Annotated in this window: 26 protein-coding genes and 2 pseudogenes; 22 read left to right on the top strand and 6 right to left on the bottom strand. The window is 35.0% G+C overall.

The annotated features are described in order from the left end of the window. Window positions 1–213 precede the first annotated feature (213 nt). Complete coding sequence (locus ABH960_RS25450) at window positions 214–924, top strand: alpha/beta hydrolase (protein ID WP_404449181.1); 711 nt, start codon at window positions 214–216, stop codon at window positions 922–924. Window positions 925–1050: 126 nt separating this feature from the next. Here the strand turns inward: ABH960_RS25450 and ABH960_RS25445 are convergent, their stop codons facing one another. Then, window positions 1051–1425: a YxeA family protein gene (locus ABH960_RS25445; RefSeq protein ID WP_404449179.1), complete on the bottom strand. Its 375-nt coding sequence runs from the start codon at window positions 1423–1425 to the stop codon at window positions 1051–1053. Between the two features lie 178 nt (window positions 1426–1603). Here ABH960_RS25445 and ABH960_RS25440 point away from each other — a divergent pair. After that, window positions 1604–2082: pseudogene (locus tag ABH960_RS25440) on the top strand (Y-family DNA polymerase); the annotation flags it as partial. Window positions 2083–2242: 160 nt separating this feature from the next. On the opposite strand, the gene ABH960_RS25435 reads toward ABH960_RS25440, so the two are convergent. Continuing rightward, window positions 2243–3040: a sulfotransferase family 2 domain-containing protein gene (locus ABH960_RS25435; RefSeq protein WP_404449177.1), complete on the bottom strand. Its 798-nt coding sequence runs from the start codon at window positions 3038–3040 to the stop codon at window positions 2243–2245. A 41-nt stretch (window positions 3041–3081) separates the two neighbouring features. Further along, entirely contained in the window at window positions 3082–3855 is a 774-nt protein-coding gene (locus ABH960_RS25430) for a sulfite exporter TauE/SafE family protein (protein ID WP_404449175.1), read from the bottom strand. Between the two features lie 449 nt (window positions 3856–4304). Between ABH960_RS25430 and ABH960_RS25425 the strand changes: the two genes are divergently transcribed. The 5 genes and pseudogenes from ABH960_RS25425 to ppsA all read left to right on the top strand — a co-directional run bounded on the left by ABH960_RS25425 (window position 4305) and on the right by ppsA (window position 10042). Beyond that, window positions 4305–5339 (top strand): exosporium glycoprotein BclB-related protein, encoded by a 1035-nt coding sequence (locus ABH960_RS25425; protein ID WP_483862334.1) that lies wholly within the window; start codon window positions 4305–4307, stop codon window positions 5337–5339. A gap of 537 nt (window positions 5340–5876) precedes the next feature. Continuing rightward, window positions 5877–6161 (top strand): annotated as a pseudogene (locus tag ABH960_RS25420) (DUF6262 family protein); the annotation flags it as partial. 191 nt (window positions 6162–6352) lie between these two features. Next, on the top strand, window positions 6353–6913 hold the full coding sequence (locus ABH960_RS25415; protein WP_404449171.1) for a GNAT family N-acetyltransferase: 561 nt from the start codon (window positions 6353–6355) through the stop codon (window positions 6911–6913). A gap of 108 nt (window positions 6914–7021) precedes the next feature. Beyond that, window positions 7022–7303: a YolD-like family protein gene (locus ABH960_RS25410; protein ID WP_404449169.1), complete on the top strand. Its 282-nt coding sequence runs from the start codon at window positions 7022–7024 to the stop codon at window positions 7301–7303. 132 nt (window positions 7304–7435) lie between these two features. Beyond that, window positions 7436–10042 carry a phosphoenolpyruvate synthase gene (ppsA, locus tag ABH960_RS25405; RefSeq protein WP_404449167.1) on the top strand — a complete coding sequence of 869 codons (2607 nt, stop codon included), beginning with the start codon at window positions 7436–7438 and terminating at the stop codon, window positions 10040–10042. 55 nt (window positions 10043–10097) lie between these two features. Here the strand turns inward: ppsA and ABH960_RS25400 are convergent, their stop codons facing one another. Continuing rightward, the gene (locus ABH960_RS25400; protein ID WP_002084688.1) at window positions 10098–10715 is read right to left on the bottom strand and encodes a TetR/AcrR family transcriptional regulator; all 618 of its coding nucleotides are present in this window, start codon (window positions 10713–10715) and stop codon (window positions 10098–10100) included. A 170-nt stretch (window positions 10716–10885) separates the two neighbouring features. Between ABH960_RS25400 and ABH960_RS25395 the strand changes: the two genes are divergently transcribed. The 12 genes from ABH960_RS25395 to ABH960_RS25340 all read left to right on the top strand — a co-directional run bounded on the left by ABH960_RS25395 (window position 10886) and on the right by ABH960_RS25340 (window position 21487). Next, window positions 10886–12073, top strand: a complete 1188-nt coding sequence (locus ABH960_RS25395; protein WP_404449165.1) for a YhgE/Pip domain-containing protein — start codon at window positions 10886–10888, stop codon at window positions 12071–12073. Window positions 12074–12267: 194 nt separating this feature from the next. Then, window positions 12268–12702, top strand: coding sequence for a ferritin-like domain-containing protein (locus ABH960_RS25390; protein WP_002084692.1), 435 nt, complete (start codon window positions 12268–12270; stop codon window positions 12700–12702). 215 nt (window positions 12703–12917) lie between these two features. Then, the gene (locus ABH960_RS25385; protein WP_404449163.1) at window positions 12918–13385 is read left to right on the top strand and encodes a DUF2691 family protein; all 468 of its coding nucleotides are present in this window, start codon (window positions 12918–12920) and stop codon (window positions 13383–13385) included. Window positions 13386–13408: 23 nt separating this feature from the next. Continuing rightward, window positions 13409–13924 carry a GNAT family N-acetyltransferase gene (locus ABH960_RS25380; RefSeq protein WP_404449161.1) on the top strand — a complete coding sequence of 172 codons (516 nt, stop codon included), beginning with the start codon at window positions 13409–13411 and terminating at the stop codon, window positions 13922–13924. Beyond that, window positions 13925–14803 (top strand): aminoglycoside phosphotransferase family protein, encoded by an 879-nt coding sequence (locus ABH960_RS25375; RefSeq protein WP_404449159.1) that lies wholly within the window; start codon window positions 13925–13927, stop codon window positions 14801–14803. Window positions 14804–14927: 124 nt separating this feature from the next. Next, window positions 14928–16256 (top strand): YjiH family protein, encoded by a 1329-nt coding sequence (locus ABH960_RS25370; protein WP_404449157.1) that lies wholly within the window; start codon window positions 14928–14930, stop codon window positions 16254–16256. A gap of 865 nt (window positions 16257–17121) precedes the next feature. Then, window positions 17122–17466, top strand: coding sequence for an ArsR/SmtB family transcription factor (locus ABH960_RS25365; RefSeq protein WP_404449155.1), 345 nt, complete (start codon window positions 17122–17124; stop codon window positions 17464–17466). A gap of 29 nt (window positions 17467–17495) precedes the next feature. After that, window positions 17496–18011 carry an SRPBCC family protein gene (locus tag ABH960_RS25360; RefSeq protein ID WP_404449153.1) on the top strand — a complete coding sequence of 172 codons (516 nt, stop codon included), beginning with the start codon at window positions 17496–17498 and terminating at the stop codon, window positions 18009–18011. A 90-nt stretch (window positions 18012–18101) separates the two neighbouring features. Next, window positions 18102–18482: a VOC family protein gene (locus tag ABH960_RS25355; protein ID WP_002013657.1), complete on the top strand. Its 381-nt coding sequence runs from the start codon at window positions 18102–18104 to the stop codon at window positions 18480–18482. 159 nt (window positions 18483–18641) lie between these two features. Beyond that, window positions 18642–19229: a GNAT family N-acetyltransferase gene (locus ABH960_RS25350; RefSeq protein ID WP_404449151.1), complete on the top strand. Its 588-nt coding sequence runs from the start codon at window positions 18642–18644 to the stop codon at window positions 19227–19229. Window positions 19230–19551: 322 nt separating this feature from the next. Continuing rightward, window positions 19552–20184 (top strand): YdcF family protein, encoded by a 633-nt coding sequence (locus tag ABH960_RS25345; RefSeq protein WP_404449149.1) that lies wholly within the window; start codon window positions 19552–19554, stop codon window positions 20182–20184. 154 nt (window positions 20185–20338) lie between these two features. Continuing rightward, the gene (locus tag ABH960_RS25340; protein ID WP_404449147.1) at window positions 20339–21487 is read left to right on the top strand and encodes an acyl-CoA dehydrogenase family protein; all 1149 of its coding nucleotides are present in this window, start codon (window positions 20339–20341) and stop codon (window positions 21485–21487) included. A gap of 198 nt (window positions 21488–21685) precedes the next feature. Here the strand turns inward: ABH960_RS25340 and ABH960_RS25335 are convergent, their stop codons facing one another. Continuing rightward, window positions 21686–22156, bottom strand: a complete 471-nt coding sequence (locus tag ABH960_RS25335; RefSeq protein WP_404449144.1) for a DinB family protein — start codon at window positions 22154–22156, stop codon at window positions 21686–21688. 69 nt (window positions 22157–22225) lie between these two features. Here ABH960_RS25335 and ABH960_RS25330 point away from each other — a divergent pair, with 69 nt between their 5' ends. Beyond that, complete coding sequence (locus ABH960_RS25330) at window positions 22226–22933, top strand: ArsR/SmtB family transcription factor (protein WP_404449142.1); 708 nt, start codon at window positions 22226–22228, stop codon at window positions 22931–22933. A gap of 139 nt (window positions 22934–23072) precedes the next feature. On the opposite strand, the gene ABH960_RS25325 is transcribed toward ABH960_RS25330, so the two are convergent. Beyond that, on the bottom strand, window positions 23073–23330 hold the full coding sequence (locus ABH960_RS25325) for a hypothetical protein (RefSeq protein ID WP_404449140.1): 258 nt from the start codon (window positions 23328–23330) through the stop codon (window positions 23073–23075). 404 nt (window positions 23331–23734) lie between these two features. Here ABH960_RS25325 and ABH960_RS25320 point away from each other — a divergent pair, with 404 nt between their 5' ends. After that, entirely contained in the window at window positions 23735–24412 is a 678-nt protein-coding gene (locus ABH960_RS25320) for a copper homeostasis protein CutC (protein WP_404449138.1), read from the top strand. 23 nt (window positions 24413–24435) lie between these two features. Beyond that, entirely contained in the window at window positions 24436–24987 is a 552-nt protein-coding gene (gene lepB / locus ABH960_RS25315) for a signal peptidase I (protein ID WP_002084707.1), read from the top strand. Window positions 24988–25108: the final 121 nt, after the last annotated feature.

Here is a 25108-nt window from a genome sequence, read left to right as displayed (position 1 = left end):
ATTTCCTATACGATAAAGAAATCGGCTTTTTCTTTATGAAATTTTACTTTGTGTATGAAGCCTGTGTTTTAGGATGAATATATTGAACTCATTTTAAAACGGCATTTGAGGGCTCGTATTATTTTTTCTAAATTTATTAGTTAAGATTATTCGACAATTATATAAATAATCATTTAAAGTATAAAATATACACATCTTAGGGAGGGCATATATGTGAAGAAGTGGATGAAAATTGTTCTTTACTCTTTACTAGGTATTTTACTTATAGGAAGTATTACGTTTTTGACTTGGTCTCAGTTTACTTATAAACCAACGAAAGAGGCTTTGTCGTTAGTAGATGATAAAAAAGATGAAGGTAATATAGTATTTGGAGAGAAAGATGCTAAAATAGGGGTTATTTTTTATCAAGGAGCTAAAGTAGAAGCTGAGGCTTATAGTTACTTAGGAAAAGCTCTTGCAAAAGAGGGGCATGTTGTAGTAATGCCTAAGTTACCATTAAATTTAGCGATACTTGGAATAAATGAGGTAGACAGTGTAATTGAACAGTATCCTGAAGTTCAAAAATGGTATGTTGCGGGGCATTCAATGGGGGGAGCTATGATTTCTAAGTATGCTTTTCAACATGAAGACAAGGTAGACGGGATCATTTTCTTAGGTTCGTATCCTGCAGATGATTTTTCTACCAAATCGATTCCGATGTTATCAATTTATGGGGAAGTAGATGCTTTAGCAACTGTAGAAAAAATAGAGAACAATAAAAAGTTAATGTCAAAAAATACAACTATGCACATGATAAAAGGCGGAAACCATGCTCATTTTGGCATGTATGGTGAGCAAAAAGGTGATAATGCGAGCTTAATTACGTCAAAAGCACAACGAGATGAAACGGCTAAAGTAATTGAACAATGGTTATTAAAACAATGATAACTAATTTAATAAATTTACCGAAATAATGCTCCTTCCTCAAAGGAGAGGTAATCAAGAGCTAGCTCATACGAGTAGGCTCTTTTATTTATCCCGCTATTTGCCAGGCAGTAAGACTCCCACTGATTAAAGTTTCACTTTATCTTCTATCTCCAATTGCACCCTTATTTTCTCCGGAATGTCCTTTTCAGAAATAACGTCGTAAGAATAGACATACTTTCCTTTTACATGAATTTTTAAGTAAGTTTTTCTTATGAAATCATTAGGAGTATTAGTTCCTACTGTATATTTGTTCTCATTCCTTGCTTCATCAACACCTTTTAGGGAGTACATAGCTCTTCCTTTATGATGATAATCTGGAACGCCATATCCCTTCGCAATGGCGTATACATTTTTTTCTTCAGCAATCGGATTAAATCTGTCCAAATCCCCGCGTAATATGAAAGGTAGTAAGTATATAGGAAGGCTTATTCCTATTATGCAAAGTAAAAATTTCTTCATGATTGTTTCTCCTCTTATGTATTTACATTTTTCAGTATAGAAAAAACTTCTTATGAATATAGAGGGAAACTCCTTAAGTTTTTCTTAAATATGTTTTTAAAGTCTGGCTATTTTAACCAGAATTTTCATGGGAATATCTTTGATAAGAACCAACGCTCTTTGTTTGGGAGTTATAACCTTGGATAATCATTCTCTTTTACCAAATCGGATTATTTTATGTGTAGATCTTCGTAGCTTTTATGCGAGCGTATCATGTATTAAAAAAGGACTTGATCCACGTTATACAAAATTGGCTGTCGTAGGAGATGTGAATCGGAGTGGATCGATCGTATTGGCAGCAACACCGCCATTAAAAGCGTTAGGAATTAAGAAGATGGCTCGTTTGTATGAAATACCGAAGCGGCAAGATATTATTATTGTGAATTCAATTATGCATACGTATGTGAAATGTTCAAATTACATAATGGGCTTAGCTTTACAGTATTTTGCGCCGGAAGATTTTCATCAATATAGTATCGATGAATTTTTCATGGATATGACTGCGAGTATTCATTTGTTTGCGAGTTCGCATTAAAGTTTAAGAGAGAAATATATGAACGTACACGGATCGAAAGTACGATTGGTATTGGGCCAAACTTAGTATTGAGTAAAGTAGCTTTTAAAACATAAGAACAAGCTATTAGAAAGTGAAAATGAGCACTTAAAAACACAACTAAAAAAAGAATTAGGAAAAGTGTATGAAAATTTATAAATATGTGATGTTGTCGTATCAGTTTTGAGATAACACACTTAATAGAGCCAGTGGCTTTGAACACTTTTATTTTGAGAGAAAAGAATTTAAATCATAATGATACATATTAAAATCTTTTGCAAACATCTCTTGAACCAACTGAATTGTTTCTGCATCATAAAAACTATCATAAGTAGGTAATCGTGGGAAAAGAGGGGTTGTGATATCACCGTCTGCATAAACTCCTTTGTAAATCATCTTACTCTCTTGATAATGCCAAGCCTTTGATAACAGATCTAATGGTGATTTTTTTAATTTATATACTTCTTCTAGTTTCGAAATTCCTGTGTTGAAATTTTCTAGATAAATATAGTTCGTAACGAATTCCTCTTCTCCTTGTATATATTGTTGTGTAAAGTGAGGATCTACTTGATCTAATTTGGTCATGTGTGCTTTTAAATAATACAAAAATAGTTTAAAGGAAATGGGTTTATTGCAGGTTTCATCACCATACAGAAATTGTCGAATGGGTTTCCATGCGGGATTCTCAAAATTTGGTGGCGGAATCAGAGCAACAAAAGAACTTACTGCTCTTCTAGAAGGATTTCTTACTAGTTTGTAAGTATTCTTCTCTTTAGTTTGTAATCCACTAGCTAATTGTGCTAAATAATGTGTAGAGTTTTTATATACTTCATACTCATAGTTGTGAATGAACGGGTTGTATTTTATCGCTTCTTTAAATAAATTAATTTGATAAAAAAACCAGTGGGCTAGCGAAGTACAACCGCTTTTTTGGCTCCAAAATAAGATTAGGGGAAAATCTTTATGGAAATGAGGGACACGCCCTTGCTTGTATATAAAATTATATAGTTCTGTATGATCCATTTTGAACCTCCATTCTTATATAGCAAAAGCATAAATTTTTTTTAATAAGCGATAACTAACTTTAGTCCACTAACACTAATAATGATAGCTAGAAATATTTGAAGGGGTTTAACGGGAATCTTAGTGGAGAATTTACTACCAAGTATGACACCTGGGATAGAACCAATGAGTAAATGAATTAACAAGAGATAATCTACGTTGCCTAAATTCATATTTAGTATGCTTGCAACCGTCACTAATAAAAAAGCATGTGTAATATCTGTGCCTACTAACTCGGATGGTCTCAGTTGATATAAATATATCATTGCAATAGCGAATAAAGAGCCTGACCCCACAGAAGTAAGTCCCACGATAAAACCGAGTATTGCACCAATAAGAATTGTTAGGCTCTTTTTTTGTACCATAGTCTGTCTTTGAAAATAATTTTGTGTAGATTCATTATAGAAAAATGCCTTTATTAAAATAGAAATTGCCGCAAGGATTAGAACATATCCTAATATATACTTTATAATTCCTTCTCGACTATAGTGAAAGATCGGTAAGAAATGAATCGTTACTACTGCGATAATTGCACTAGGTATACTCCCAATAGCTAGATATTTTACTAGTCTAAAATTGATGGTCTTCTGTTTCCAGTGTTGGGATATTCCAAACATTTTAGTAATAGAGTTATATACTAGATCAGTTCCAACAGCTACAGAAGGACTTATACCTAATGTTAGAAGAAATGGAGTCAGTAATGCTGCGCCTCCTATCCCTGTTACCCCAACTAACACTCCTATGATGAAACCCATCATTATAATAGAAATACTCATTATATTCCCCTTCCATACCGATGGCTCTTACTATTCGTTACCATTGTTAAATAGCCGTTATATATGGAGATTTATAAGGGATATTTGGTGAAAAAATTCTATTTTTCTTATATCCATACATATCAAAAAAAGAGTAACTAAATGAAAAATGGTAACTACTCATGCCATTGTATTTAAATACCAAGGTAAGGGTGCCTTAATTTTGTAGATGAACTGTTAGTGTATTAAAAATAACTCATAGGTGTGTCTTAAATTTCTAGTCACATTGAAATTTAATAGCGGTACAGCCGACATACGTGTGAAAATAGTTATAAGGATACGTTCTTTTGTAAATTTGTTTATCTTGATGTTAGGTTATATAGATAGATAAATGAAGTGTAATATAATCTCGCATATCAATATAATACAGTCGTATTATAGGAGTTGATGATGTGGCTGATAAAAATGAAATGCAAAAAATATATGAATTGCTTCAAGCTCATGCAATAGATCCTGATTTAATAGGGCCTACTTTTCCACCAATTCCATCAATAACATTTCCTACAGGACCGACAGGAGACACGGGAGCAACGGGAAGTACGGGAGCAACAGGAGATACGGGAGCAGCCGGAAGTACAGGGCCGACAGGAGACACGGGAGCAACGGGAAGTACGGGTCCGACAGGAGACACGGGAGCAACGGGAAGTACGGGTCCGACAGGAGACACGGGAGCAACGGGAAGTACGGGTCCGACAGGAGACACGGGAGCAACGGGAAGTACGGGTCCGACAGGAGTCACGGGAGCAACGGGAAGTACAGGACCGACAGGAGATACGGGAGCAACGGGAAGTACGGGTTCAACAGGAGGAACGGGAACAACCGGAAGTACAGGACCAACGGGAGGAACGGGAGCAACCGGAGCAACGGGAAGTACGGGTTCAACAGGAGGAACGGGAGCAACGGGAAGTACCGGTTCAACAGGAAGCGGAGCGATTATACCATTTGCTTCTGGTGGTCCGGTAATTCTGACTACAATTGTGGGTGGACTGATAGGGACAACAAGTTTAGTTGGATTTGGGAATTCAGCAACAGGTATATCGCTTGTTGGTGGGAATATTGATTTGACTGGTACGGCATTAGGACCCATTATAAATTTTGCATTTTCAATGCCGCGTAGTGGTACCATTACTTCGTTAGCAGCATATTTTAGTATTACTGTCGCATTAAGCTTGGTTGGTACGACAGTGACATTAACTGCGCAATTGTATCAGTCAACTACCCCAGATAATACTTTTAGCCCGATTCCAGGGGCAATAGTTACTTTAGCCCCCCCTTTAACGGGTGCATTATCTCTAGGAACTATATCATCTGGGATAATAACAGGATTGAATATTCCGGTAACCCCAGCAACAAGGCTTTTATTAGTTTTTTCTGCCACAGCTTCTGGTATTTCACTTGTTAATACTATTACGGGTTATGCAAGTGCAGGATTAGGCATTAATTAAATGCATTTTAGGTTACTATTTTGATCTTTATACAAGTCTCAAATGAGGTTTTAATATTTATAAATCAAATTAACCAATGTAATAACTCATTTAAAAGCGATAGAAATGAAAAAATACACCTTCATTTATTGAAGGTGTATTTTTATTTTAATACTGCATGGGTTTATATACCCATATCGTATATCAAATCTTTTTTATAAGTACATAACATAAATTGAATTTTGAATCATTCTTTTTTAGTAAGTAAAAAGAATATCGTTAATAGTTAGTCTACTTCCTAAAAATATCGACGTCAATCAGTTGTTATTACTCCGCTCTTTAAAGAGTTTAAGTGATCTGCACATAGAACGTGACATTTTTTGCAAAGTGTACGTAAATTTCGAATGCTATTACTGCTCTTTAAACACCTGACCTTTTAAAATGAAGTTATACTTAAAAATTCAAATAGTGTATTTAAGTGAGAAATAATATTGACAACGGAATAGATGAGTTTTTCATGGATATGACCGCAAGTATCCATTTGTTTGCGAGTAACCCGTGCGAGCTAATCAGAACATCAATTTTAATAGCGTAGCAAGTGAGGCAGGTGTTGCTAAAGCAACGTTCTACAAGAATACCGGAATGCGTGAACGGATTGAATCCTTACGTCAGCAACAAGCCCAAGTTTCTACCCAAAAGCAAATTAAACGGGAAACGGATGAAAACAATAAGGACGCCATTATTGCTTCATTAAAACGTAAAATTAAGAAATTAGATGAGGAAAATAAAGAACTACGTGAGCAGTTAAAATTTGCTTATGCAGAAGTCTATAAAAAAATCTGAGGGCAATCCGTTTCCTACTTGTTCAACAAACGGGTCATATAACGGAATAAAATCTTGTTAAAATTAAAAATATTTGAAATAATTGTTATTAAGTTAAAGGAGAGCAATTGCAGAAAAAGGTGACACGACTTTCCCTTACTTAAGAATTGTGGAATAGTTAAAAAATCCGATTAATTATATTCCGAAAGGGTGTGTGTAATATGTTATCAACTAATGTTTTTACTTATAAATCTAAGGATGGAAAAATAGTAATAATTAGAGAAGCTAAAGAACAGGATGCAGAAAGAATGCTAAATTCTGCTTCAAAGGCTTTAACAAACGCTCCATACATGTTAAGTACGGTTGAGGATGTAAAAAAGATGAGTGTTGATGCTATTCAAAAAACGTTAAAAGCTTATCATAAAAATCCAAATTATGTACAGTTTATTGCTGAAGTTGATGGTAAGTTAGTCGGTACAATAGATTTTAAGAACGGAAACAAAGAAAAAATTAGTCATCAAGGGGCTTTTGCGATGACCATACTACCTGAATATCGAAATTATGGTATTGGAAGAGATCTTCTAGAAACGTTAATCAATTGGGCTAAAAATAACAGTAAGATTGAAAAAGTTTGCCTTGAGGTAATGGAAGATAATTTAGGTGCAATCCAGTTATATAAGAATCTAGGATTTTTTGAAGAGGGTAGAAAAGCAAAGGGTGTAAAATTGGATGATGGCTATCAAGATTTAATATTAATGGCTTTATTCGTTTGAAATTGAACATGAAGTAAAAGGGCGCTACATATTAGTCATGACTAATATGTAGCGCCCTTTATTTTTTATGACTTTTTACAATTTAGGTTTTGATAACGAACGGCCAGTATGCCAGAGCAGTTCGCAGTTATTAAAGAAATTATAAGTGAACAAATGAAAGTCCCGCGTCCAATCTTAACGCAAGATGCAAAGGAAATGATTGAAAATAAGCTGCTATGTTCATTTTTAGGTGAAGAAGGGGTTTTACTTACATATTATAAAGATGGCTATCTATATAAAAATTACATAACAGTAGTTAATATTAATCCAATAAATGAGACGATTATATGTACTGATGCATTTCATAATAAACAAATTTTTAAGTTTGTTGATGTAATTGAAGTGAATTAGAGGGGGAGAAATAAAAATAATTATCTCTTCCTAACTTAATTATATCATGTAAATCACGTTCGAAATAGACTGTTTATTCGTATCTACTACTGCTACAATCAAGAACACACGCATAGTAAGGAGAGATGTTACATGAGTTCTTTCGTTCTCGATTTTCAGGAAATAGAAAAAACGCAGCTTTCGCTTGTCGGTGGAAAAGGATTGAATTTAGGAGAGTTATCCAACATTCAAGGGATACAAGTGCCAGAAGGTTTTTGTGTTACAACGGTAGGCTATGAAAAGGCTATCGAGCAAAATGAAGAGCTTCAAACTTTGTTGCAGCAGCTAACAAAGTTAAAAATGGAAGAGCGGGCTCAAATTGGTGAAATCAGTAAGAAGATTAGAGATGTCATTATGGCAGTAGAAATCCCTTCTGATGTAGTGGAAGCTGCGGCTTATTATCTCTCACGTTTTGGAAATGAACATGCGTATGCCGTGCGTTCTAGTGCTACTGCTGAAGATTTACCATATGCCTCGTTTGCTGGTCAACAAGATACGTATTTAAATATAATCGGAAAAGAAGCGATTTTGCAGCATGTAAGAAAGTGCTGGGCGTCTTTATTTACAGAGCGAGCAGTCATTTACCGGATGCAAAATGATTTTGAACATAATCAAGTTTCTATATGTGTTGTCGTTCAAAGAATGGTTTTCCCGCAGGCTTCAGGCATTTTATTTACTGCTGATCCAATTACTTCTAACCGAAAGGTGCTATCAATTGATGCCAGTTTTGGGCTTGGTGAGGCTTTAGTCTCTGGCTTAGTATGTGCTGATAATTATAAAGTAAAAGAAGGCGAAATCACCGGAAAGATGATTGCAACTAAAAAATTAGCTATCTATGCTTTAAAAGAGGGCGGAACAGAGACAGGGCAGATTGAGCCGGCTCAGCAAAAGATTCAAACACTTACGGAACAACAAATAATACAACTAGCACGCATCGGAAGGCAGATTGAAGCTTATTTTGGTTGTCCGCAAGATATTGAATGGTGTTTAGTGGATGATGCATTTTATATTGTCCAAAGCAGGCCGATTACGACTTTGTATCCAATTCCAGAAGCAAATGATCAGGGAAATCATGTGTATATATCGGTTGGTCATCAGCAAATGATGACCGATGCGATGAAACCACTAGGATTATCTTTTTTCCTGTTAACGACTAGTGCTCCTATGCGTAAAGCGGGAGGCAGGCTATTTGTTGATGCTACACAAAGATTAGCTTCACCTGCTAGCAGAGATTTCTTAATAAACACTTTAGGAAAATCTGATCCGCTCATACGAGATGCATTAACAACTGTAGTCGAGCGAGATGATTTTATTAAATTGTTACCAGATGATGAAAAAGAAAAGAGTGTTGGTAAAAGTGGACCACCTGCAAGCTCACAACCACAAATCGAAAACGATCCGGCAATCGTTACGAATTTAATAAAGACTAGTCAAGCATCACTTGAAGAGTTAAAACGAAATATGCAAACAAAATCAGGGGTGGATGTATTTGATTTTATTTTGGAAGACATCCAGCAATTAAGAACAGTATTATTCAACCCACAAAGTATAGCCGTCATTATGGCAGGTATGGATGCTTCAACATGGATCAATGAAAAGATGGAGCAATGGCTAGGTGAAAAAAATGCAGCAGACACACTTTCACAATCTGTACAAAATAATATTACGTCGGAAATGGGGCTAGCATTACTCGATGTTGCAGATGTGATTCGGCCATATCCAGAAGTTATTGCGTATTTACAACATGTAGAAAATGATAACTTTTTAGATGAATTAGTTCAATTTAAAGGCGGAGAAAAAGCTCGAGATGCCATTCAAACTTTTCTAAATAAATACGGAATGAGATGTAGCGGAGAAATCGATATTACAAAAACGCGCTGGAGTGAAAAGTCAACAATCATTATCCCAATGATTTTAAATAATATAAGAGACTTTGAAGCTGGCGCTAGTAAACGGAAGTTTGAAGAAGGGTTGCAAGAAGCTTTGAAAAAAGAAGAGGAGTTAGTAGATCGATTGCAGCATTTGCCGGATGGTAAACAAAAAGTAGAAGAGACGAAGCGAATGATTCGTAACATCCGAAATTTTATCGGTTATCGTGAATATCCAAAATACGGTATGATTAATCGCTATTTCATATATAAGCAGGCAATATTGAAAGAAGCCGAGCAACTCGTGCAAAATAGCGTTATTGATGAAGTAGAAGATATATACTATCTAACTTTTGAAGAACTTCACGAAGTTGTCCTTACGAATAAACTGGATTACGAGGTTATTAATAAACGGAAAAATGAGTACAAATTATATGAAAAACTAACGCCTCCTCGTGTTATCACGTCTGATGGAGAAATCATTACAGGTAAGTACAAACGAGAAAATCTCCCGGCCGAAGCGATAGTAGGTCTGCCTGTTTCTTCTGGAGTGATTGAGGGGAGAGCGCGCGTTATTTTAAACATGGAAGATGCGAATTTAGAAGATGGAGATATATTAGTTACTGCTTTTACTGACCCTGGCTGGACACCATTGTTTGTGTCTATAAAAGGGTTAGTCACTGAAGTTGGTGGACTCATGACGCATGGAGCAGTTATCGCACGTGAATATGGATTACCAGCAGTCGTCGGAGTAGAGAATGCTACGAAATTAATAAAAGACGGACAACGAATCCGGGTACATGGAACAGAAGGATATATTGAAGTGTTGTAATGAAATAAAAGATCATCCGCTATTATAGTGGATGATCTTTTATTATATAGCGGACTTATTTCTTTAAACCAGCCGCATAAAAAGGTCCATGAACTGCGATTGTTGATAAAATACGAGCAATTTCTTCAGGTGTTTCTTTTTGTCCATTATTTAACCATTGTTGAATGACACCTATATGAGCAGATGCCATATAAGAAGCTAAGTATTGGCTTGGGACAAGTAAATTCTCCTTATTAATGAGAGGACCATTCGTATCTTCAAATAGTGTTTTCCACATAAAGTCTTTCAGTTTCGTTTGGAAAGATAAATCTCCTTTTGGGCTTAGTACAGCTTTCATAAAATCACTATTTTCATTTAGAAATTCAAGAATAGAAGCGATAAGTATAAACGGCATTGTTGGGGAAGGGCTTGATCCAAGATCAGCAATAACTTCCGGTAATCTCTGTTTAGCAATGCTAGAAAATTCATACATAATTTCTTCTTGGCATTTTGTCATTAAATCAAATTTATCTTGGTAATGTGTATAAAATGTACCACGATTTATGTTTGCTTTCGTAGTAATATCTTTCACTGTAATGGCGTCAAAACCTTTTTCCTCAATTAATTCCACTAATGCATTTCGTATGGCAGTTTTCGTACGAATAACACGTAAATCTAAATTACTATCGCGCAAAGTATGTCCCTCCTTAATTTTAGCCAACACATTTCAAGGATGTGTCTTATAACCGACACATTCACGATTTTTGATTATTGTATAAGGTTCAAGTCGAACATATAATTCAAATATAAATAAACAACACGTTGTTGGTTATTATAAATCAAATTAAAGGAGGAGAAAAGAAAATGTTTAAAAACAAACTTTTATTGTTATCTCCAGTTATTGCACTACTTGTTGTTTTTATTTTTTCATTAACATTATTTCCAACCGTTCAACCTAAGCCGAAAAACTTACCAATTGCAATTGTAAATGAGGATCAAGGAGTAGAAATTCCGAATCAACCGAAGATGAATATGGGGCAAACGATTGTTGATAATATGAAAAAGACATCAAAATCAGAGGAAGAACCTGCGGTAAAGTGGGTAGAAGTGCAAAATAAAGAAGCAGTTCAAAAAGGCTTAAATAATCAAGAATATTATGCAGCATTGGTTATTCCGAAAGACTTTAGCACAAAACAAGCATCATTACGAACACCACAGCCATCTTCGCCAGAGGTAGAAATATTCATCAATCAAGGAATGAATACAGCAGCATCAACTATGGCGGGGCAAATGTTAAATGCGATCGTTGATAATATGAACAATACTGTTCGTACACAACTATTAGAAGGATTGAAAGCAAAAGGAGCTACATTAACAGCAGACCAAGTTTCAAATGTAGTAACACCTATTACGAAGAAAGTGACAAATGTGAATGAAATCGGCAAAAATAGTGCGAACGGTAACTCGCCAATGTCTTTATTCCAGCCGTTATGGATTGCAAGTTTAGCGAGCGCAGCAATTATCTTTATTGCGATAAGTAAAACGCAAGTGGATACAAGAAAAGAGAACTTCGTATTGAAACTAAAACTAAAACAAATAGTAACAGGAGCAATTGCTACACTTGTAATTGGATTTGGTCTTACATGGATAGCTGATGGAATGGTAGGATTAAATATCCCGAATTTCACGGATACGGCTCTGTTCTTATCCATTACTTCTTTTTGTTTCTTCTTAATGATTTCTGCGGTGCTTTCATTAGTTGGTTTAAAAGGAATCGGGTTATTTGCACTGTTACTTTTCTTTGGGGCACCGCTATTGGCGCTAGCGCCTGAAATGATGTCTCCATTTTATCAAGACTGGATTTACTCCTGGTTACCGATGCGATTTATGATAGAAGGTCTCAGGGAAATATTCTTCTTTGGGAAAGGGTTAACTTGGAATACTCCTACTACAGTGCTCGTTTGGATTGGAGTAGTAAGTATGTTTATCATACTAGGAAGTGCTTTAAAACGTAGTGCGGTAAAGGGGCATAAAACGGAATTAAATGCTTAAAAATAAAAACCGTTTCACTCGTAGTGAAACGGTTTTTTGTGATGAAATCGATAGGGAAATAATTCAATGATAGATAGGCTTTTTCGATGTTTTAAAGGTGAGTGAAGAACTAGTATTTGCTGTCCCTTTATGTATACGTGCTCCTACTATTTCGAAATGCATAAAATGTTATGTGAAATAACGGAGGGGATACGATGTATAATTCGAATTATGATGATTGGTATAGACAGAATGATAAGCTAATTAGTGATATTGAAAAAGCTATAAACGGAGAGTATAGCGCTATAAGCTGCTATGCAAAATTAGCTAACATGGCTCCAAATCAAGTAGAACAAAAACAAATTCTTGAAATCCGTAATGATGAAATAAGACATTTTCATCATTTTGTACAAATCTATACGAATTTAACTGGCAGACAGCCGAAACCACAGATTACGGAAAATTGCCCTAATACGTACTTACAGGGATTAGAGTTCGCTATACAAGATGAGCAAAAGACCGTAGATTTTTACTTGGAAATTTCAGATGAAGCAGCAGATGCATCTATGAAAGAGTTATTGCGCAGAATAGCTGCAGATGAACAAAATCATGCGGTGTGGTTTTTATATTATTTTGTGAAAACGAAGTGAGTGTTAAAAATGAATGGCTGATGTGCTGAACATATTAGAAATTATTTTAAAACGCAGTGCAATAATTGAATAAGATATGTAAATGTAAGCAGAAGGAAACCGTTTCACTAGTAGTGGAGCGGTTTTTTATGATGTGCATAGGTATCGACAAAATATAGTAATTAAATTTGATATATAATGTATGAAACAAAAATAAATAAGCTAGGAGCAGACATATGAAAAGAGGGATTACAGTAGATATTCTAGATGGATATGATAATTTACTTTGGAAAGTGTTAAAGCCAATTGATATTACTGCATTTGATTGGCAAGTCATGGGAAGGGAGGAAGCTTATATAATAATAGGGAATGAATTAGGTCCAGAATTATTTTCAGAAGATAACGAGAACATGGAAGGATCAGAATTAAAAAAGCTAATAAAAGATAACATATATTATCTTTTATTTGTAGACTTAAAAGCATATCCAAAAGGGAAAGTACTAGGAGAAATTGAAACATATGAAGAATTTAAGAAGAGTAAGTGTGAAGTAGTCGTATTAGTAGCGGATGGTGATTACATACAAATTTATGCAAAAAACCAAGAAGAGATTGAAATGATATATGAAAACGCACTGAATCAAGGATTTTATGTAGAATATATTACAGATGAAAATGATGGAAGGACTCGTATGTCAGTATGGTAGCAATTTGAAAGGGGAACGGCAATATGGAGAGAAATATAAGCAAAGAATATACAATTCGAATTGCTACTGAAGATCAAAGTGATAGTATTATCATTTTATTAAAAGAAGTAGCACAATGGCTACAATATAAAGAAGTGGATCAGTGGCAGTATCTTTTAGGAGAGGAAGCTACGGCTGAAATACTAGAATGTATAAGAGAGAAATATACATATGTTGTTATGAAAGAAGATGAAATAGTTGGTACGGTTACAGCTTCTCCTAAACAAAATGAATGGGATGAACATATTTTTGGAAAAGAGGAAGTTTCTAATTCATTATATATTCATAGATTTGCGGTGAAACGGAAGTATAAGGGGGATGGAATAGGAGAATGGATTATACGGTGGGTAGAAGAGAATGTGCAACATGACAAAGAGTATTTGAAGTTAGATTGCGTCCGGCATAATCGTATATTGAATGATTTTTATAAGAGAAGTGGTTTTGACTATGTTGGCAGTACGAATGGACTTAGTAAGTTTCAAAAGAAAAGAGGAGAGTGAATGAATCAAATTAACGTAAGTTTAGTTGAAAAGTTAATACAACAACAGTTTCCCGAATGGGCCCATTTAGAAGTGAAACCTGTAAAGTTTAGTGGGCATGATAATAGGACGTTTCACTTAGGGGATAAGATGAGTGTAAGATTGCCAAGTGATGCGGCATATGCACCACAAGTAGAGAAAGAAAATAAGTGGTTTCCAATATTAAGTAAGGAACTTTCTTTACCAATTTCTGCACCAGTTGCGAAAGGGAATCCATCTGAAGAATATCTATGGCCTTGGTCTATTAATAAGTGGATCGAGGGGGAGACCGTAACGAAACAAAATGTCCGTGACTTAAATGAATTTGCGGCGGACTTAGGCTCATTTTTAATAGAGTTACAATCAATTGATGCGAGTAACGGGCCAATAGCTGGAGAACATAATTTTTACCGAGGCGGGCTTATATCTGTATACGATAAAGAGGCAAGAGTAGCTATTGAAAATAATAAGGATGTTTTTGATGAGACATTATTAAAGTATCTTTGGGATTTAGCACTTAGGTCAACATGGGATAGCAAACCAGTTTGGGTTCATGGAGATGTAGCTCCAGGGAACTTACTGGTTAAAGAGGGAAAGCTTTGTGCCGTAATTGATTTTGGTATTTTAGGAATAGGAGATCCTTCTTGTGATGCAGCGATGGCATGGACGTTTTTTGATAAAAGTAGTAGAAAAGTATTTAAAGAAGTATTGCATATAGATGAAGAAACGTGGAATAGAGCGAGAGGATGGGCACTTTGGAAGGCGTTAATTACATATGATGCGAATAGGGATAGTAATGAGAAAGTAGCAGAAGAATCTTATCGTGTAATTCAAGTAATTGTGGATGATTATAAGAGGTAATAGAAAAAGCTTATTTTGATTGTATATTTCAAAATAGGCTTTTTGCATGATTAAATATTCAGAATTAAAAGAAGGGATCTGACATTATTATACAGAATATTTAGATAATAGGAGGTGTCGAATTTTGAATGAAATTGAATTAAAAAGTAATGTAATTAAGACAGGGCGAGAGAGGGGGATTATACTTCGGTTTATACTCGTAAGTTTAGTAGGTGTGTTTATGTTTTTCGTACCAGTTACGATAAACGGTGCTTCGTCTATTATGATTGATCATATCGTATCGTGGATAAGAGCTACGGTTCCTTCGGTAGTACCTTATTATGCACTGCTTGTTATGGTAATTGGTGCGATTTATCCATTTTATACGAAGAAATGGAATGCATCTATCGTAGATATTTGTTTTTCTATTTTAAAAGTAGTAGGTGTTGTTTTTGGTATATTATATTGTTTGAAAGTAGGACCAGCTTGGTTCTTTACGCCAGATGTTGGACCGTTTTTGTATGAGAAGTTAGTTATATCAGTAAGTTTACTCGTTCCAATCGGCTCGGCTTTTTTAGCGCTATTAGTCGGGTACGGATTGCTTGAGTTTATCGGCACGTTTTGTCGTCCGATTATGAGACCGTTATGGAAAACACCTGGGCGCTCAGCAATCGATGCGGTGGCTTCCTTTGTGGGGAGTTATTCGCTTGCACTTCTTATTACGAATCGAGTGTACAAAGAAGGAAAGTATACGACGAAAGAAGCAGCAATTATAGCTACAGGTTTTTCTACAGTATCCGCTACATTTATGATCATCATCGCAAAAACATTAGACATTATGCATTTATGGAATGTTTACTTTTGGACTACTCTTGTTGTAACATTCATCGTGACCGCTATCACCGTAAGAATCCCGCCTCTTAGTAGAAAACCAGATACATATATTACGAAAGAAGGATTCCCAGAGCCCGTTTATAAAGAGAAAATGTTAGAGCGAGCTTGGGAAGATGCATTAGAAGTATCGAAATCCGCGCCAAGTATTATGAAAAATATCGCAGTGAATTTAAAAGACGGATTTATAATGACAATGGGAATTTTACCATCAATTATGTCAGTAGGGCTAATCGGAATCGTCTTAGCAAAGTTTACGCCAATATTTGATTGGATTAGTTATATTTTCTATCCATTTACATGGTTACTGCAGCTTCCAGAAGCGGAACTAGCTGCAAAAGCAGCATCAGTTGGTATTGCAGAAATGTTTTTACCTTCTCTTTTAGTTGTAAGTGCACCACTTGTGACAAAGTTTGTTATTGCGGTTGTGTCCGTTTCATCCATTTTGTTTTTCTCCGCATCAATCCCTTGTATATTATCGACAGATATTCCGTTAAAAGTATCTGAACTTATTATTTTATATGTGCAAAGAACGATTTTAACGTTGCTGATTATTACACCGATTGCTTATTTGTTGCTTTAAACATGTAGCGTTAAGTTTCTGAAGTTATGCCATTTTCCGATTATTCAAATCAGAAAATGGCATAACTTTAATTATGTTCTATAGTAACTCTAGATGATTTTTTCATAAATAACGTATGAGCTAAGTATATAATCATACCAATACTTGTGATTAAAACTCCTGCGAGTAGAAAAACTTTATCCATAGGGCTAAAAGTGAACCTAATGTAGGTGAAATAACCATAGCGCCGTGGACCATTGCATTTGCGGTACTAATTACTTTTTCCATTAATCTTGCAGGGGTTTAGATTTGAAGTAAGTAACTATAGCATACAGAGATAGAAGCGATAAATATACCAATAAAAACCCAAATGATTAACCATAAAAATAAATTGCTCGATATAAAGCCGAACCGTTTAAGATATTCATTTTGTTTATTGTATTTCCCTATTTTCCAATGGTTATAGCTCCGACTAAAGCGTCTACCCCAACGATACTTATAAAGATTCCAAACAAACTAGCACGTATACCCATATTTTTTGCCAATAAAACGCCTAAACAATCAAATAAAAAGGTGACAAAAAATACTATAGCGTTAAATAGTATTAAAAGTGTTAAAGCTTTCTTGGACCAGATAAAAACAAAGTCTTCGCGAAAATCGTTCCACAACCCGCTGACTAAAGCATCACTTTATCGTAAAACATAGGTTTGTGAAATGTTTTTAATCCATTCTTATTATTAAGTAACGATGTGGTATTACTTTAGTTTTCGAATATTCCTTGACGGGAATATTTCTATTTGGTTATAATCGATTCAACAGGAAAATAATATTAGTGATGATATTGATGTGTTATAACCGGAGACCATCACTTAACGAGGTGAGTGATATGTCGGGGAAAATTCCGGGCGTGAATATGACGACGTTGAGCGCTTTATCTGAACCGAATCGTATGAATATCGTTGAACTCTTGCGTGACGGTCCCTTAACCGTTGGGGAAATCGTCGAACATTTGGGATTAAGGCAACCACAAACTTCGAAACATTTAAAAGTGTTAAGCGATACAGGGATTGTGGAAGTGCAGGCTGAAGCTAATCGCCGGATTTACAAGCTCCGACCTGAGCCTTTCCAAGCACTTGATTGTTGGGTGCAGTCATTTAAGCGTGTGATGGAAGAGAGATTCGATAATTTAGATGAGTATTTGAAGGAATTGCAAAAAAAGGAAAAGTTATAAAATCAGTTCATATTTAAGGAGGAATTAACATGTCAAACAATACAATGGTATCAAGAGTAGAGAACGATCGAGTATTAGTACTGGATCGTGTTTTCGATGCACCGCGTGATCTTGTATTCAGTATGTTTAAAGAAGCAGAGCATTTGAAACACTGGTGGGGACCAAGGGGCTGGGAAATTCCAGCATGCACTGTCGACTTCCGTCCGGGAGGCGTTTGGCACTACTGTATGAAGTGTGTCGATCAGAACCTGGGGCAATTTTTTGGTATGGAATCATGGGGCAAAGGAGTTTATAAAGAGATTATTGAGCCAGAGAAAATTGTCTACACCGATTACTTTTCGGATGCTGAAGGCAATGTAAATGATTCTATGCCGTCAACCGAGATGACATTGGAATTCATCGATTTAGGTGGAAAGACAAAGCTAATAAACCGTGCTGAATATGTTTCCGAAGAAGCCCTTAAGACCGTTATGGACATGGGCATGCTACAAGGTATCACCGAAACTTGGGATCGTTTGAACGAGCGATTGGAGTCGCTGAAATAGATTTTTGCACCGCAACTTTATTTTCGGTGATAATTAGGTATAAGTGTATGGAGTTTAATAAAAATTGTTTATAAAGGAGCGTTAAAATAAATGATTAATAATGTTGGTCAAATCATGTTGTATGTAAATAACCAAGATGAAGTGAAGGAGTTTTGGACAGAGAAAGTAGGGTTTAGTGTCATTTCAGAGGAAGATAACGGTCAAGGAATGCGATGGATTGAAATTGCTCCAACTAAAGAAGCTGAAACAAGTATTATTCTCCATAATAAGGAGCTAATTGCTAAAATGCAGCCGGAGTTAAATCTTGGCACACCTTCTTTAATGTTCTTCTCAAAAGAATTCGATCGTTTATATAGTGATTTAGTAAACAAAAACGTTACAGTCGGAGAAATTGTAAATATGCCTTCAGGTAGAATATTTAATTTTGCAGATAGCGAAAATAATTATTTTGCAGTAATGGAAAAGAAGTAAATTTCAATTCAATTTATGAGTGCGATGCTTGAATAAAGGCATCGCATTTTTTATTTTAAAGATATATTTTATTCCTTAACATAAAAATGATTTTATGTTCTTATATAACAATATAACGGTAATAGAGTGTGATATAGTTACAACAAAGGGGGCTTACAAATGGAAATTATTCACGAAAGAGCAAAGTTACGGTTAATGGATAGCAATGATGTCGAAAAAATGTTTTCAATCGTGGAAGGAAATCGAGATATTTGGGCGTATTTAATCTCTAAAATGGATACTGTTCAAGATATGCAGCAATATGTTCAAAAGGCGATAAAAGCTTATGGGGCAGGGAAGGATTTACCATTTGTTGTTGTGGATCAAAAGACGAATGAAATAGTAGGAAGTACACGCTTATATAACATTTCAGTGGAAGATAAGACTGTGGAATTAGGGCAAACATGGTACGACCCGAGTGTACAGCGTACGAGTATGAATACGGAATGTAAGTATATGTTATTACAATATGCTTTTGAAAAATTGCATATGCGGAGAGTACAAATTAAGACGGATGCACGAAATGAAAAAGCACAAAGAGCAATTGAAAGCCTTGGCGCAGTAAAAGAGGGTGTACTTAGAAACGAAAGAAAATTGCCGAGTGGACATGTTAGAGATGCAGTTGTATACAGTATAATTGCAAATGAATGGCCAGCTGTAAAGGAAAGGTTATTAGAAAAATTAGAGTCATATAAAGAAAAACGATAATTCATATTAAGAAAGGTGTATTGATCGTCAAGATGAAAAATATACCTTTTTTCTTACAAAACAGTTACTTCTTTTGTTTCATCATTCCATTATGATAAAAAATTCGTTACAATGTAGTTGTATGGTAATAAACTTATAAATTACATAAATGTAATGAAAACCGCAAACGAAAAATGAATTGATAATCCTCAATTTTAAATGAAAACCCTTTAATGAATATATATGACAAGAAAAATTCCTTCTTTTAAACAAATTCAAACAAAATGATTTGATATATACGTTTTTATATAGAAGTATGGATGATGTACGGAGGCAGTTATAAATGAAAGAAAATAAGAAAAGTAAGAAAAGAAGAATCTTGCAAGTATTCTTGCTTATGATTTGTTCTATTATTTTATATGTAAGTTATGCAGCTTACGATATTTGGAGTTATCGCTTTAAAACAGATGATGGTGTGAAGACAGATGCTGGTATCGTGCTGGGAGCAGCTTCATGGAACGGAAAACCATCTCCTGTATTTAAAGAGAGAATTAATCATGCAATTTCCTTATATAAGAACGGTAATATTAAAAAGATTATTTTCACAGGTGGTACAAAGTTTGAGGCAGAGCTTGAAGAAGCTCGTACTGCTAGAGTGTATGCAATGAAAAATGGTGTAAAAGAAGAGGATATTTTAATTGAAACAAAATCCCTTTTCACAGAGGATAATTTAAAGAATGCAAAGCAAGTTGGAATAGAGAACGGAATACGCACATATACGATTGTAAGTGATCCACTTCATATGAAACGTGCGATGAGAATTGCAAAACATATTAAAATTGAAGCGTATGCATCACCAACTCCAACGTCAGCGTATAAAACGTTAGATACAGAAATCCCTTTCTTTTTTAAAGAATTATGCTCGTATATTGGATATGTAACCTCTTTGCCATTAAAGGTATTGAAAGGGGATTAATATAAGAAAAGAACCTATCTTTTTTATAGGAACTTTTCTTATTGTTCAAAAGCATTGTATTTTTATCGGAATAGTGAAACAATAGAGAGGTAGCTTCATATAATCATAATGACAAAATGAACGGTTTATGAATCGAACATAAAGGAGATTATGTATGGCACTCTCATTTGTTGAAACAGAAGAACAATCTTTAGTTATTGAGAAAATAAATAAATTGATTCCGAAGTTCATGGAAAGGGAGCATCAACTAAGTGAATTAGGATCATTTCCGTATGAAAATATTAATAATTTGAAAGATATCGGATATACGAAATTAACGTTGCCAAAAGAATTGGGAGGCAATGCGATTTCTTTATATGACTTCGTTTTATTTCAAGAGAAAATAGCAGAAGGCTGCGGTGCTACCGCGTTATCGATTGGATGGCACCTTGGCATTGTAAAGGAATTAGCTGAAAATCGTTCTTGGAATGAGGAAATGTTCACTTGGTTTTGTGAAGAAGTACGTAATGGTGCGCTTTTTAATCGAGCAGCGACAGAGCCGAATACAGGTAGTCCTACGCGCGGCGGGAAACCAGAGACGTTAGCTGTCAAAAAAGGTGAGAAGTGGATTATAAATGGAAGAAAAACGTTTACGACAATGGCACCAGTACTTGATTATTTTATCATTTCAGCAAGTATTGAAGGTCAGGAAGATATCGGAGAGTTTGTCATTCCAAAGAATACGCAAGGCGTGACAATTGAAGAAACGTGGGATAGCATCGCAATGCGAGGAACTGCGAGCCATGATCTCGTTTTACAAAATGTAGAGATACCAGATCGCTTTTTCACTGATATAAAGGGTTCAAAAGTTAAAGCTAAGGGTATTGGCTGGTTGCTACATATACCAGCATGTTATTTAGGAATTGCACAATCAGCAAGAAATTATGCAGTTCAGTTTGCGGTATCATACAAGCCAAACAGTTTAAATCATTCTATAAGTTTATTACCGAATGTTAGAAGGTTAGTTGGAGAATTAGAACTTGAGCTTATGCAAGCTCGTGTCTTTTTATATCAAATTGCGAAAAAATACGATGAGGCAGAAGATAAATTATCATTGCAAGCAGAACTTGCGGCAGTGAAATACGCGGTAACAAATGCGGCGATATCTATTGTAGATAAAGCAATGCGCATCGTAGGAGCGAAAAGTTTATCAGAAAAAAATCCGCTTCATCGCTATTATTTAAACGTAAGAGCGGGGCTACACAATCCGCCGATGGATGATGTAACGCTGTCTATGTTAGCGGATGCGGCGTTGCGGTCGTAGTTTTTTTAAACTTACATTTTATTGTTTATGGACAATATAGTTGTTTTGAAAGCACGTGTTTGATTAGTAATCGAACACGTGCTTTTTATGTGTACGACGTACCAAATTGAGATGTAGATTTTTAATATAAATGGTTATCATGATTTTGGATTGTTATTGGCTGAAAGAATATTTATTGCAATGTTAGTTTGGCAACTTTTAATCCCAAATTAAAGGTCTTTCCAAGTTTATCATTCGTAAATATTGTAAAAATTGACCTGCATGGACCGCATCATGATAGGCAATTCGTAATAGCATGTCGCCTAAATATCTTTGATAGCCAACATCGCTTCGATCAATAAGTCTTGAGTCTAGCTCTGTTATGCTTATTGATTGAACATATTCTATGAAGTCAGTAAAGTATGATTGTGCCAATTCAATTTCTTTTTTTACACAAGTAATTGGCTCGTCATCATATGGGATATGTATGTCATTTATTGAGCCGTTGTTTTTTAAAATCATATGATAGTAAAAAGTTGAGCTCCATACATGACGAATCATCTCACCAAAAGACATAGCTTCATTATCAGGCTTCCAATTAAGAAAATTATCGGGAAGAGAATTCCATAATTTTTCTGAGCGCCTTCTCGTTTCTTTCAAATTTAATATACTAAGATCAATTGCATTCATAATAAATTCTCCTTTACTATTAAACTTAAAATAATTGTATCAATTTAACAGTTAGGGTATCATCGAAATATGAATGTATATCCGAATATCTCATATATAGCTAAACTAATTGCTGAACCTACAAGAGCAATCATCTTAGATTGTCTAATGAATAATCAGGCACTACCTGCTAGCGAATTGGCTTATATGGCAAAAGTGTCACATCCAACGATTAGTTCTCATCTTTCTAAATTAGTAGAGGGGAATCTACTTACAGTTGAACAACATGGTAGACATCGTTACTATCGACTTGCTAATCAAGAGGTAGCAGAAGTTATTGAAAAGTTAGGGACAATCGCACCAACAGTTGAAGTTCGCTCTTTAAAACAATCGGATCAACTAAAACAAGTTCGCTATGCTCGAACTTGTTATGATCATCTTGCAGGCAAACTCGGTGTAGAGATAACTGAAAAATTACTAGATAGGGAATTTATAATTTTAGAGGACGGAGAATATATTGTAACGGAACAAGGTAAGGAGTTGTTTCTGAATTTTGGAATAAATATTGATAAGGCCGATATAAAAAGGAGGGTATTTGCAAAACCTTGTCTTGATTGGAGTGAACGACGCTACCATATTTCTGGTTGGTTAGGATCTGCAATAGCAAAACTGTTTTTTGAACAGGAATGGATTACAAAAACGGATAAGAATCGAGCCGTTCATCTTACAAAAAAAGGTGTAAAGTTATTGAAAGATCAATTAGGCATTGATATGAAAACTGAGGAAAGAAACGCTTGAAATTATAAAAGTCCGTCAAAATGACGGACTTTTTCATTGGGTGAGTTTAGATTCGATGTAAGTAAGTATTAGACTGAAATATGTTTAAACATCCATCTTCACTTTTAGCGATATACTCTCCATTATATTACTTTTTTCATTATTCCGGTTGCACCTCAAGCCTCATACTACTCTCAGATCCATCTTCATTATAAGCGGATAAATAATAGTACCCTGGCTCAGGAGAGGTAACTAATGAACGCAAAGTAAATGTTTTACCTTCATTTGGTTTTATTGTATGTCTTACTAGTTTTTCTTCATCTTTTGATTTAATTGAATATGTAAATGCAATTGTACCGGTATTTTCAACTGTGACTTTTAGGTCATCGAGACCACTAAAGTCAAATCCGGTACCCATGTCCCCGCGGAATGTATGTGTATTGTTAAATGAAGATGAACGAAAGGTTTGAGTTTCTTCTTTATTGCTTGATGAAAGGGTAATCGTTTCTGTTTCTATACTTGAAGTTGAGGAATCTAGTTTTGTATTTGGTTTTGTTAATAAAGTAATCGCGCAAAGAGATGCAATTACAATAAATGAACTAGAGATAACGAACCGTTTTTTTTGTAAGAAGCATACATTTCTTTCCTTTTATAAGAATATAAGGATGTATAATTTTAAGAAAAACATAACATATATGATATTTATTATCAATTCAATAAATCTTTCTTTTCATTCTTCTTTTTGTAGTTTTATAGTGGAATGCTATGTTTCTTATTTCACCTACTGTATAATAAGAAAAAAGTACGAAAAGAGGTTATCTCATGCTAGAGGTTATTGCAACTTGTTTAGAAGATGTGAAGCGAATTGAAAAGGCTGGTGGAAATCGAATTGAACTCATTTCATCATATACAGAAGGTGGTTTAACACCGAGCTATGCTTTTATAAAAAAAGCAGTAGAAGCAGTGCAAATACCAGTTCATGTTATGATTCGTCCCCATGCGAAGTCTTTTACATATACGGAAGAAGAAATTGAAATGATGAAAGAAGATATTGTAGTTGCTCAAAATCTTGGAGCTGCTGGTGTTGTATTCGGTGTGTTAAATGAAAAAAATGAAGTTAATGAAGAGAAATTAGTAGATTTATTATCTGTTGTAGATGGAATAAATGTAACGTATCACCGTGCGATAGATGATACAGAAAATCCAGTAGAAGCGATGAAAGTTTTGAAGAAATTCAATAAAGTTACTCACGTTTTAACTTCAGGCGGACAAGGAAATGTAGTAGATAATATTCCGGTTCTTGCAGCAATGCAAAAGGAAAGTGAAGGGAATATACAGCTTGTTGTCGGAAGCGGAGTAACGAAAAAGAATGTAAAACAATTGCTAGATGAAACTGGAATTACGCAGGCGCATGTAGGTACAGCGGTTAGAGAAGGTAAGTCATGTTTTTCTGAAATTGACCTAAATTTAGTACAAGAGTTAGTTGAAATAATAAAGTAAGTATGTAAGAAAGAGGAGAGACGATGAAGACAAATACGAAGAAAGAATTGATCTCATGGATTAAGACGATAGGTATTACACTTGCGATTGCCTTTATCGTTCGTGGGGTGCTATTTACGCCGTCATTAGTACAAGGTGAATCGATGATGCCAACTTTAGAAAATAATGAGCGAGTTCTCGTGAATAAGATTGGTTATAGTATAAGCGGGTTAGATCGTTTTGACGTTATCGTCTTCCACGGAAAAGAAGGGTACGATTTAGTAAAACGAGTAATTGGTTTACCAGGTGATACAGTTGAGTATAAAGATGATGTTTTATATGTAAACGGAAAAGCGATGGAAGAACCGTATTTAAAAGAATTTAAAGAAAAGGCGTCTGGTCGTGTATTAACTCCTGATTTTACGTTAGAACAAATCACAGGGAAAACGAAAGTGCCAGAAGGCCAAGTGTTTGTTTTAGGAGATAATCGTGAAGTTTCTAAAGACGGTCGTATGTTTGGATTTATTTCAGAAGATGAAATTGTCGGAAAAGGACAAGCTGTTTTCTGGCCATTGAAACAAGTGAGAGCGTTATAAAGTAAAGCAAAAGTATGGGAGAAATATAAAATGTACCCTATAGAATAGACACTGAAAAAAAGTCTATTCTATAGGGTATTTCTTGTATAATGAGAGAAAATTGGGATCGGAGAAAGTTCAA

The organism is Bacillus sp. RC252 (assembly GCF_044909215.1).
GTDB classification, from domain to species: domain Bacteria; phylum Bacillota; class Bacilli; order Bacillales; family Bacillaceae_G; genus Bacillus_A; species Bacillus_A mycoides.
Note: the sequence above shows the minus strand (reverse complement) of the source record. Positions and strands in the feature narration are given on the sequence as shown.

What these genes read in the sequence shown, in the direction of transcription:
- ABH960_RS25445 (WP_404449179.1), bottom strand. Translation starts at nt 1,425, where the DNA reads ATGAAGAAATTTTTACTTTGCATAATAGGAATAAGCCTTCCTATATAC.
- ABH960_RS25435 (WP_404449177.1), bottom strand. Translation starts at nt 3,040, where the DNA reads ATGGATCATACAGAACTATATAATTTTATATACAAGCAAGGGCGTGTC.
- ABH960_RS25430 (WP_404449175.1), bottom strand. Translation starts at nt 3,855, where the DNA reads ATGAGTATTTCTATTATAATGATGGGTTTCATCATAGGAGTGTTAGTT.
- ABH960_RS25425 (WP_483862334.1), top strand. Translation starts at nt 4,305, where the DNA reads ATGCAAAAAATATATGAATTGCTTCAAGCTCATGCAATAGATCCTGAT.
- ABH960_RS25410 (WP_404449169.1), top strand. Translation starts at nt 7,022, where the DNA reads ATGCCAGAGCAGTTCGCAGTTATTAAAGAAATTATAAGTGAACAAATG.
- ppsA (WP_404449167.1), top strand. Translation starts at nt 7,436, where the DNA reads ATGAGTTCTTTCGTTCTCGATTTTCAGGAAATAGAAAAAACGCAGCTT.
- ABH960_RS25395 (WP_404449165.1), top strand. Translation starts at nt 10,886, where the DNA reads ATGTTTAAAAACAAACTTTTATTGTTATCTCCAGTTATTGCACTACTT.
- ABH960_RS25390 (WP_002084692.1), top strand. Translation starts at nt 12,268, where the DNA reads ATGTATAATTCGAATTATGATGATTGGTATAGACAGAATGATAAGCTA.
- ABH960_RS25385 (WP_404449163.1), top strand. Translation starts at nt 12,918, where the DNA reads ATGAAAAGAGGGATTACAGTAGATATTCTAGATGGATATGATAATTTA.
- ABH960_RS25380 (WP_404449161.1), top strand. Translation starts at nt 13,409, where the DNA reads ATGGAGAGAAATATAAGCAAAGAATATACAATTCGAATTGCTACTGAA.
- ABH960_RS25375 (WP_404449159.1), top strand. Translation starts at nt 13,925, where the DNA reads ATGAATCAAATTAACGTAAGTTTAGTTGAAAAGTTAATACAACAACAG.
- ABH960_RS25365 (WP_404449155.1), top strand. Translation starts at nt 17,122, where the DNA reads ATGTCGGGGAAAATTCCGGGCGTGAATATGACGACGTTGAGCGCTTTA.
- ABH960_RS25360 (WP_404449153.1), top strand. Translation starts at nt 17,496, where the DNA reads ATGTCAAACAATACAATGGTATCAAGAGTAGAGAACGATCGAGTATTA.
- ABH960_RS25355 (WP_002013657.1), top strand. Translation starts at nt 18,102, where the DNA reads ATGATTAATAATGTTGGTCAAATCATGTTGTATGTAAATAACCAAGAT.
- ABH960_RS25350 (WP_404449151.1), top strand. Translation starts at nt 18,642, where the DNA reads ATGGAAATTATTCACGAAAGAGCAAAGTTACGGTTAATGGATAGCAAT.
- ABH960_RS25345 (WP_404449149.1), top strand. Translation starts at nt 19,552, where the DNA reads ATGAAAGAAAATAAGAAAAGTAAGAAAAGAAGAATCTTGCAAGTATTC.
- ABH960_RS25340 (WP_404449147.1), top strand. Translation starts at nt 20,339, where the DNA reads ATGGCACTCTCATTTGTTGAAACAGAAGAACAATCTTTAGTTATTGAG.
- ABH960_RS25335 (WP_404449144.1), bottom strand. Translation starts at nt 22,156, where the DNA reads ATGAATGCAATTGATCTTAGTATATTAAATTTGAAAGAAACGAGAAGG.
- ABH960_RS25330 (WP_404449142.1), top strand. Translation starts at nt 22,226, where the DNA reads ATGAATGTATATCCGAATATCTCATATATAGCTAAACTAATTGCTGAA.
- ABH960_RS25325 (WP_404449140.1), bottom strand. Translation starts at nt 23,330, where the DNA reads ATGGGTACCGGATTTGACTTTAGTGGTCTCGATGACCTAAAAGTCACA.
- ABH960_RS25320 (WP_404449138.1), top strand. Translation starts at nt 23,735, where the DNA reads ATGCTAGAGGTTATTGCAACTTGTTTAGAAGATGTGAAGCGAATTGAA.
- lepB (WP_002084707.1), top strand. Translation starts at nt 24,436, where the DNA reads ATGAAGACAAATACGAAGAAAGAATTGATCTCATGGATTAAGACGATA.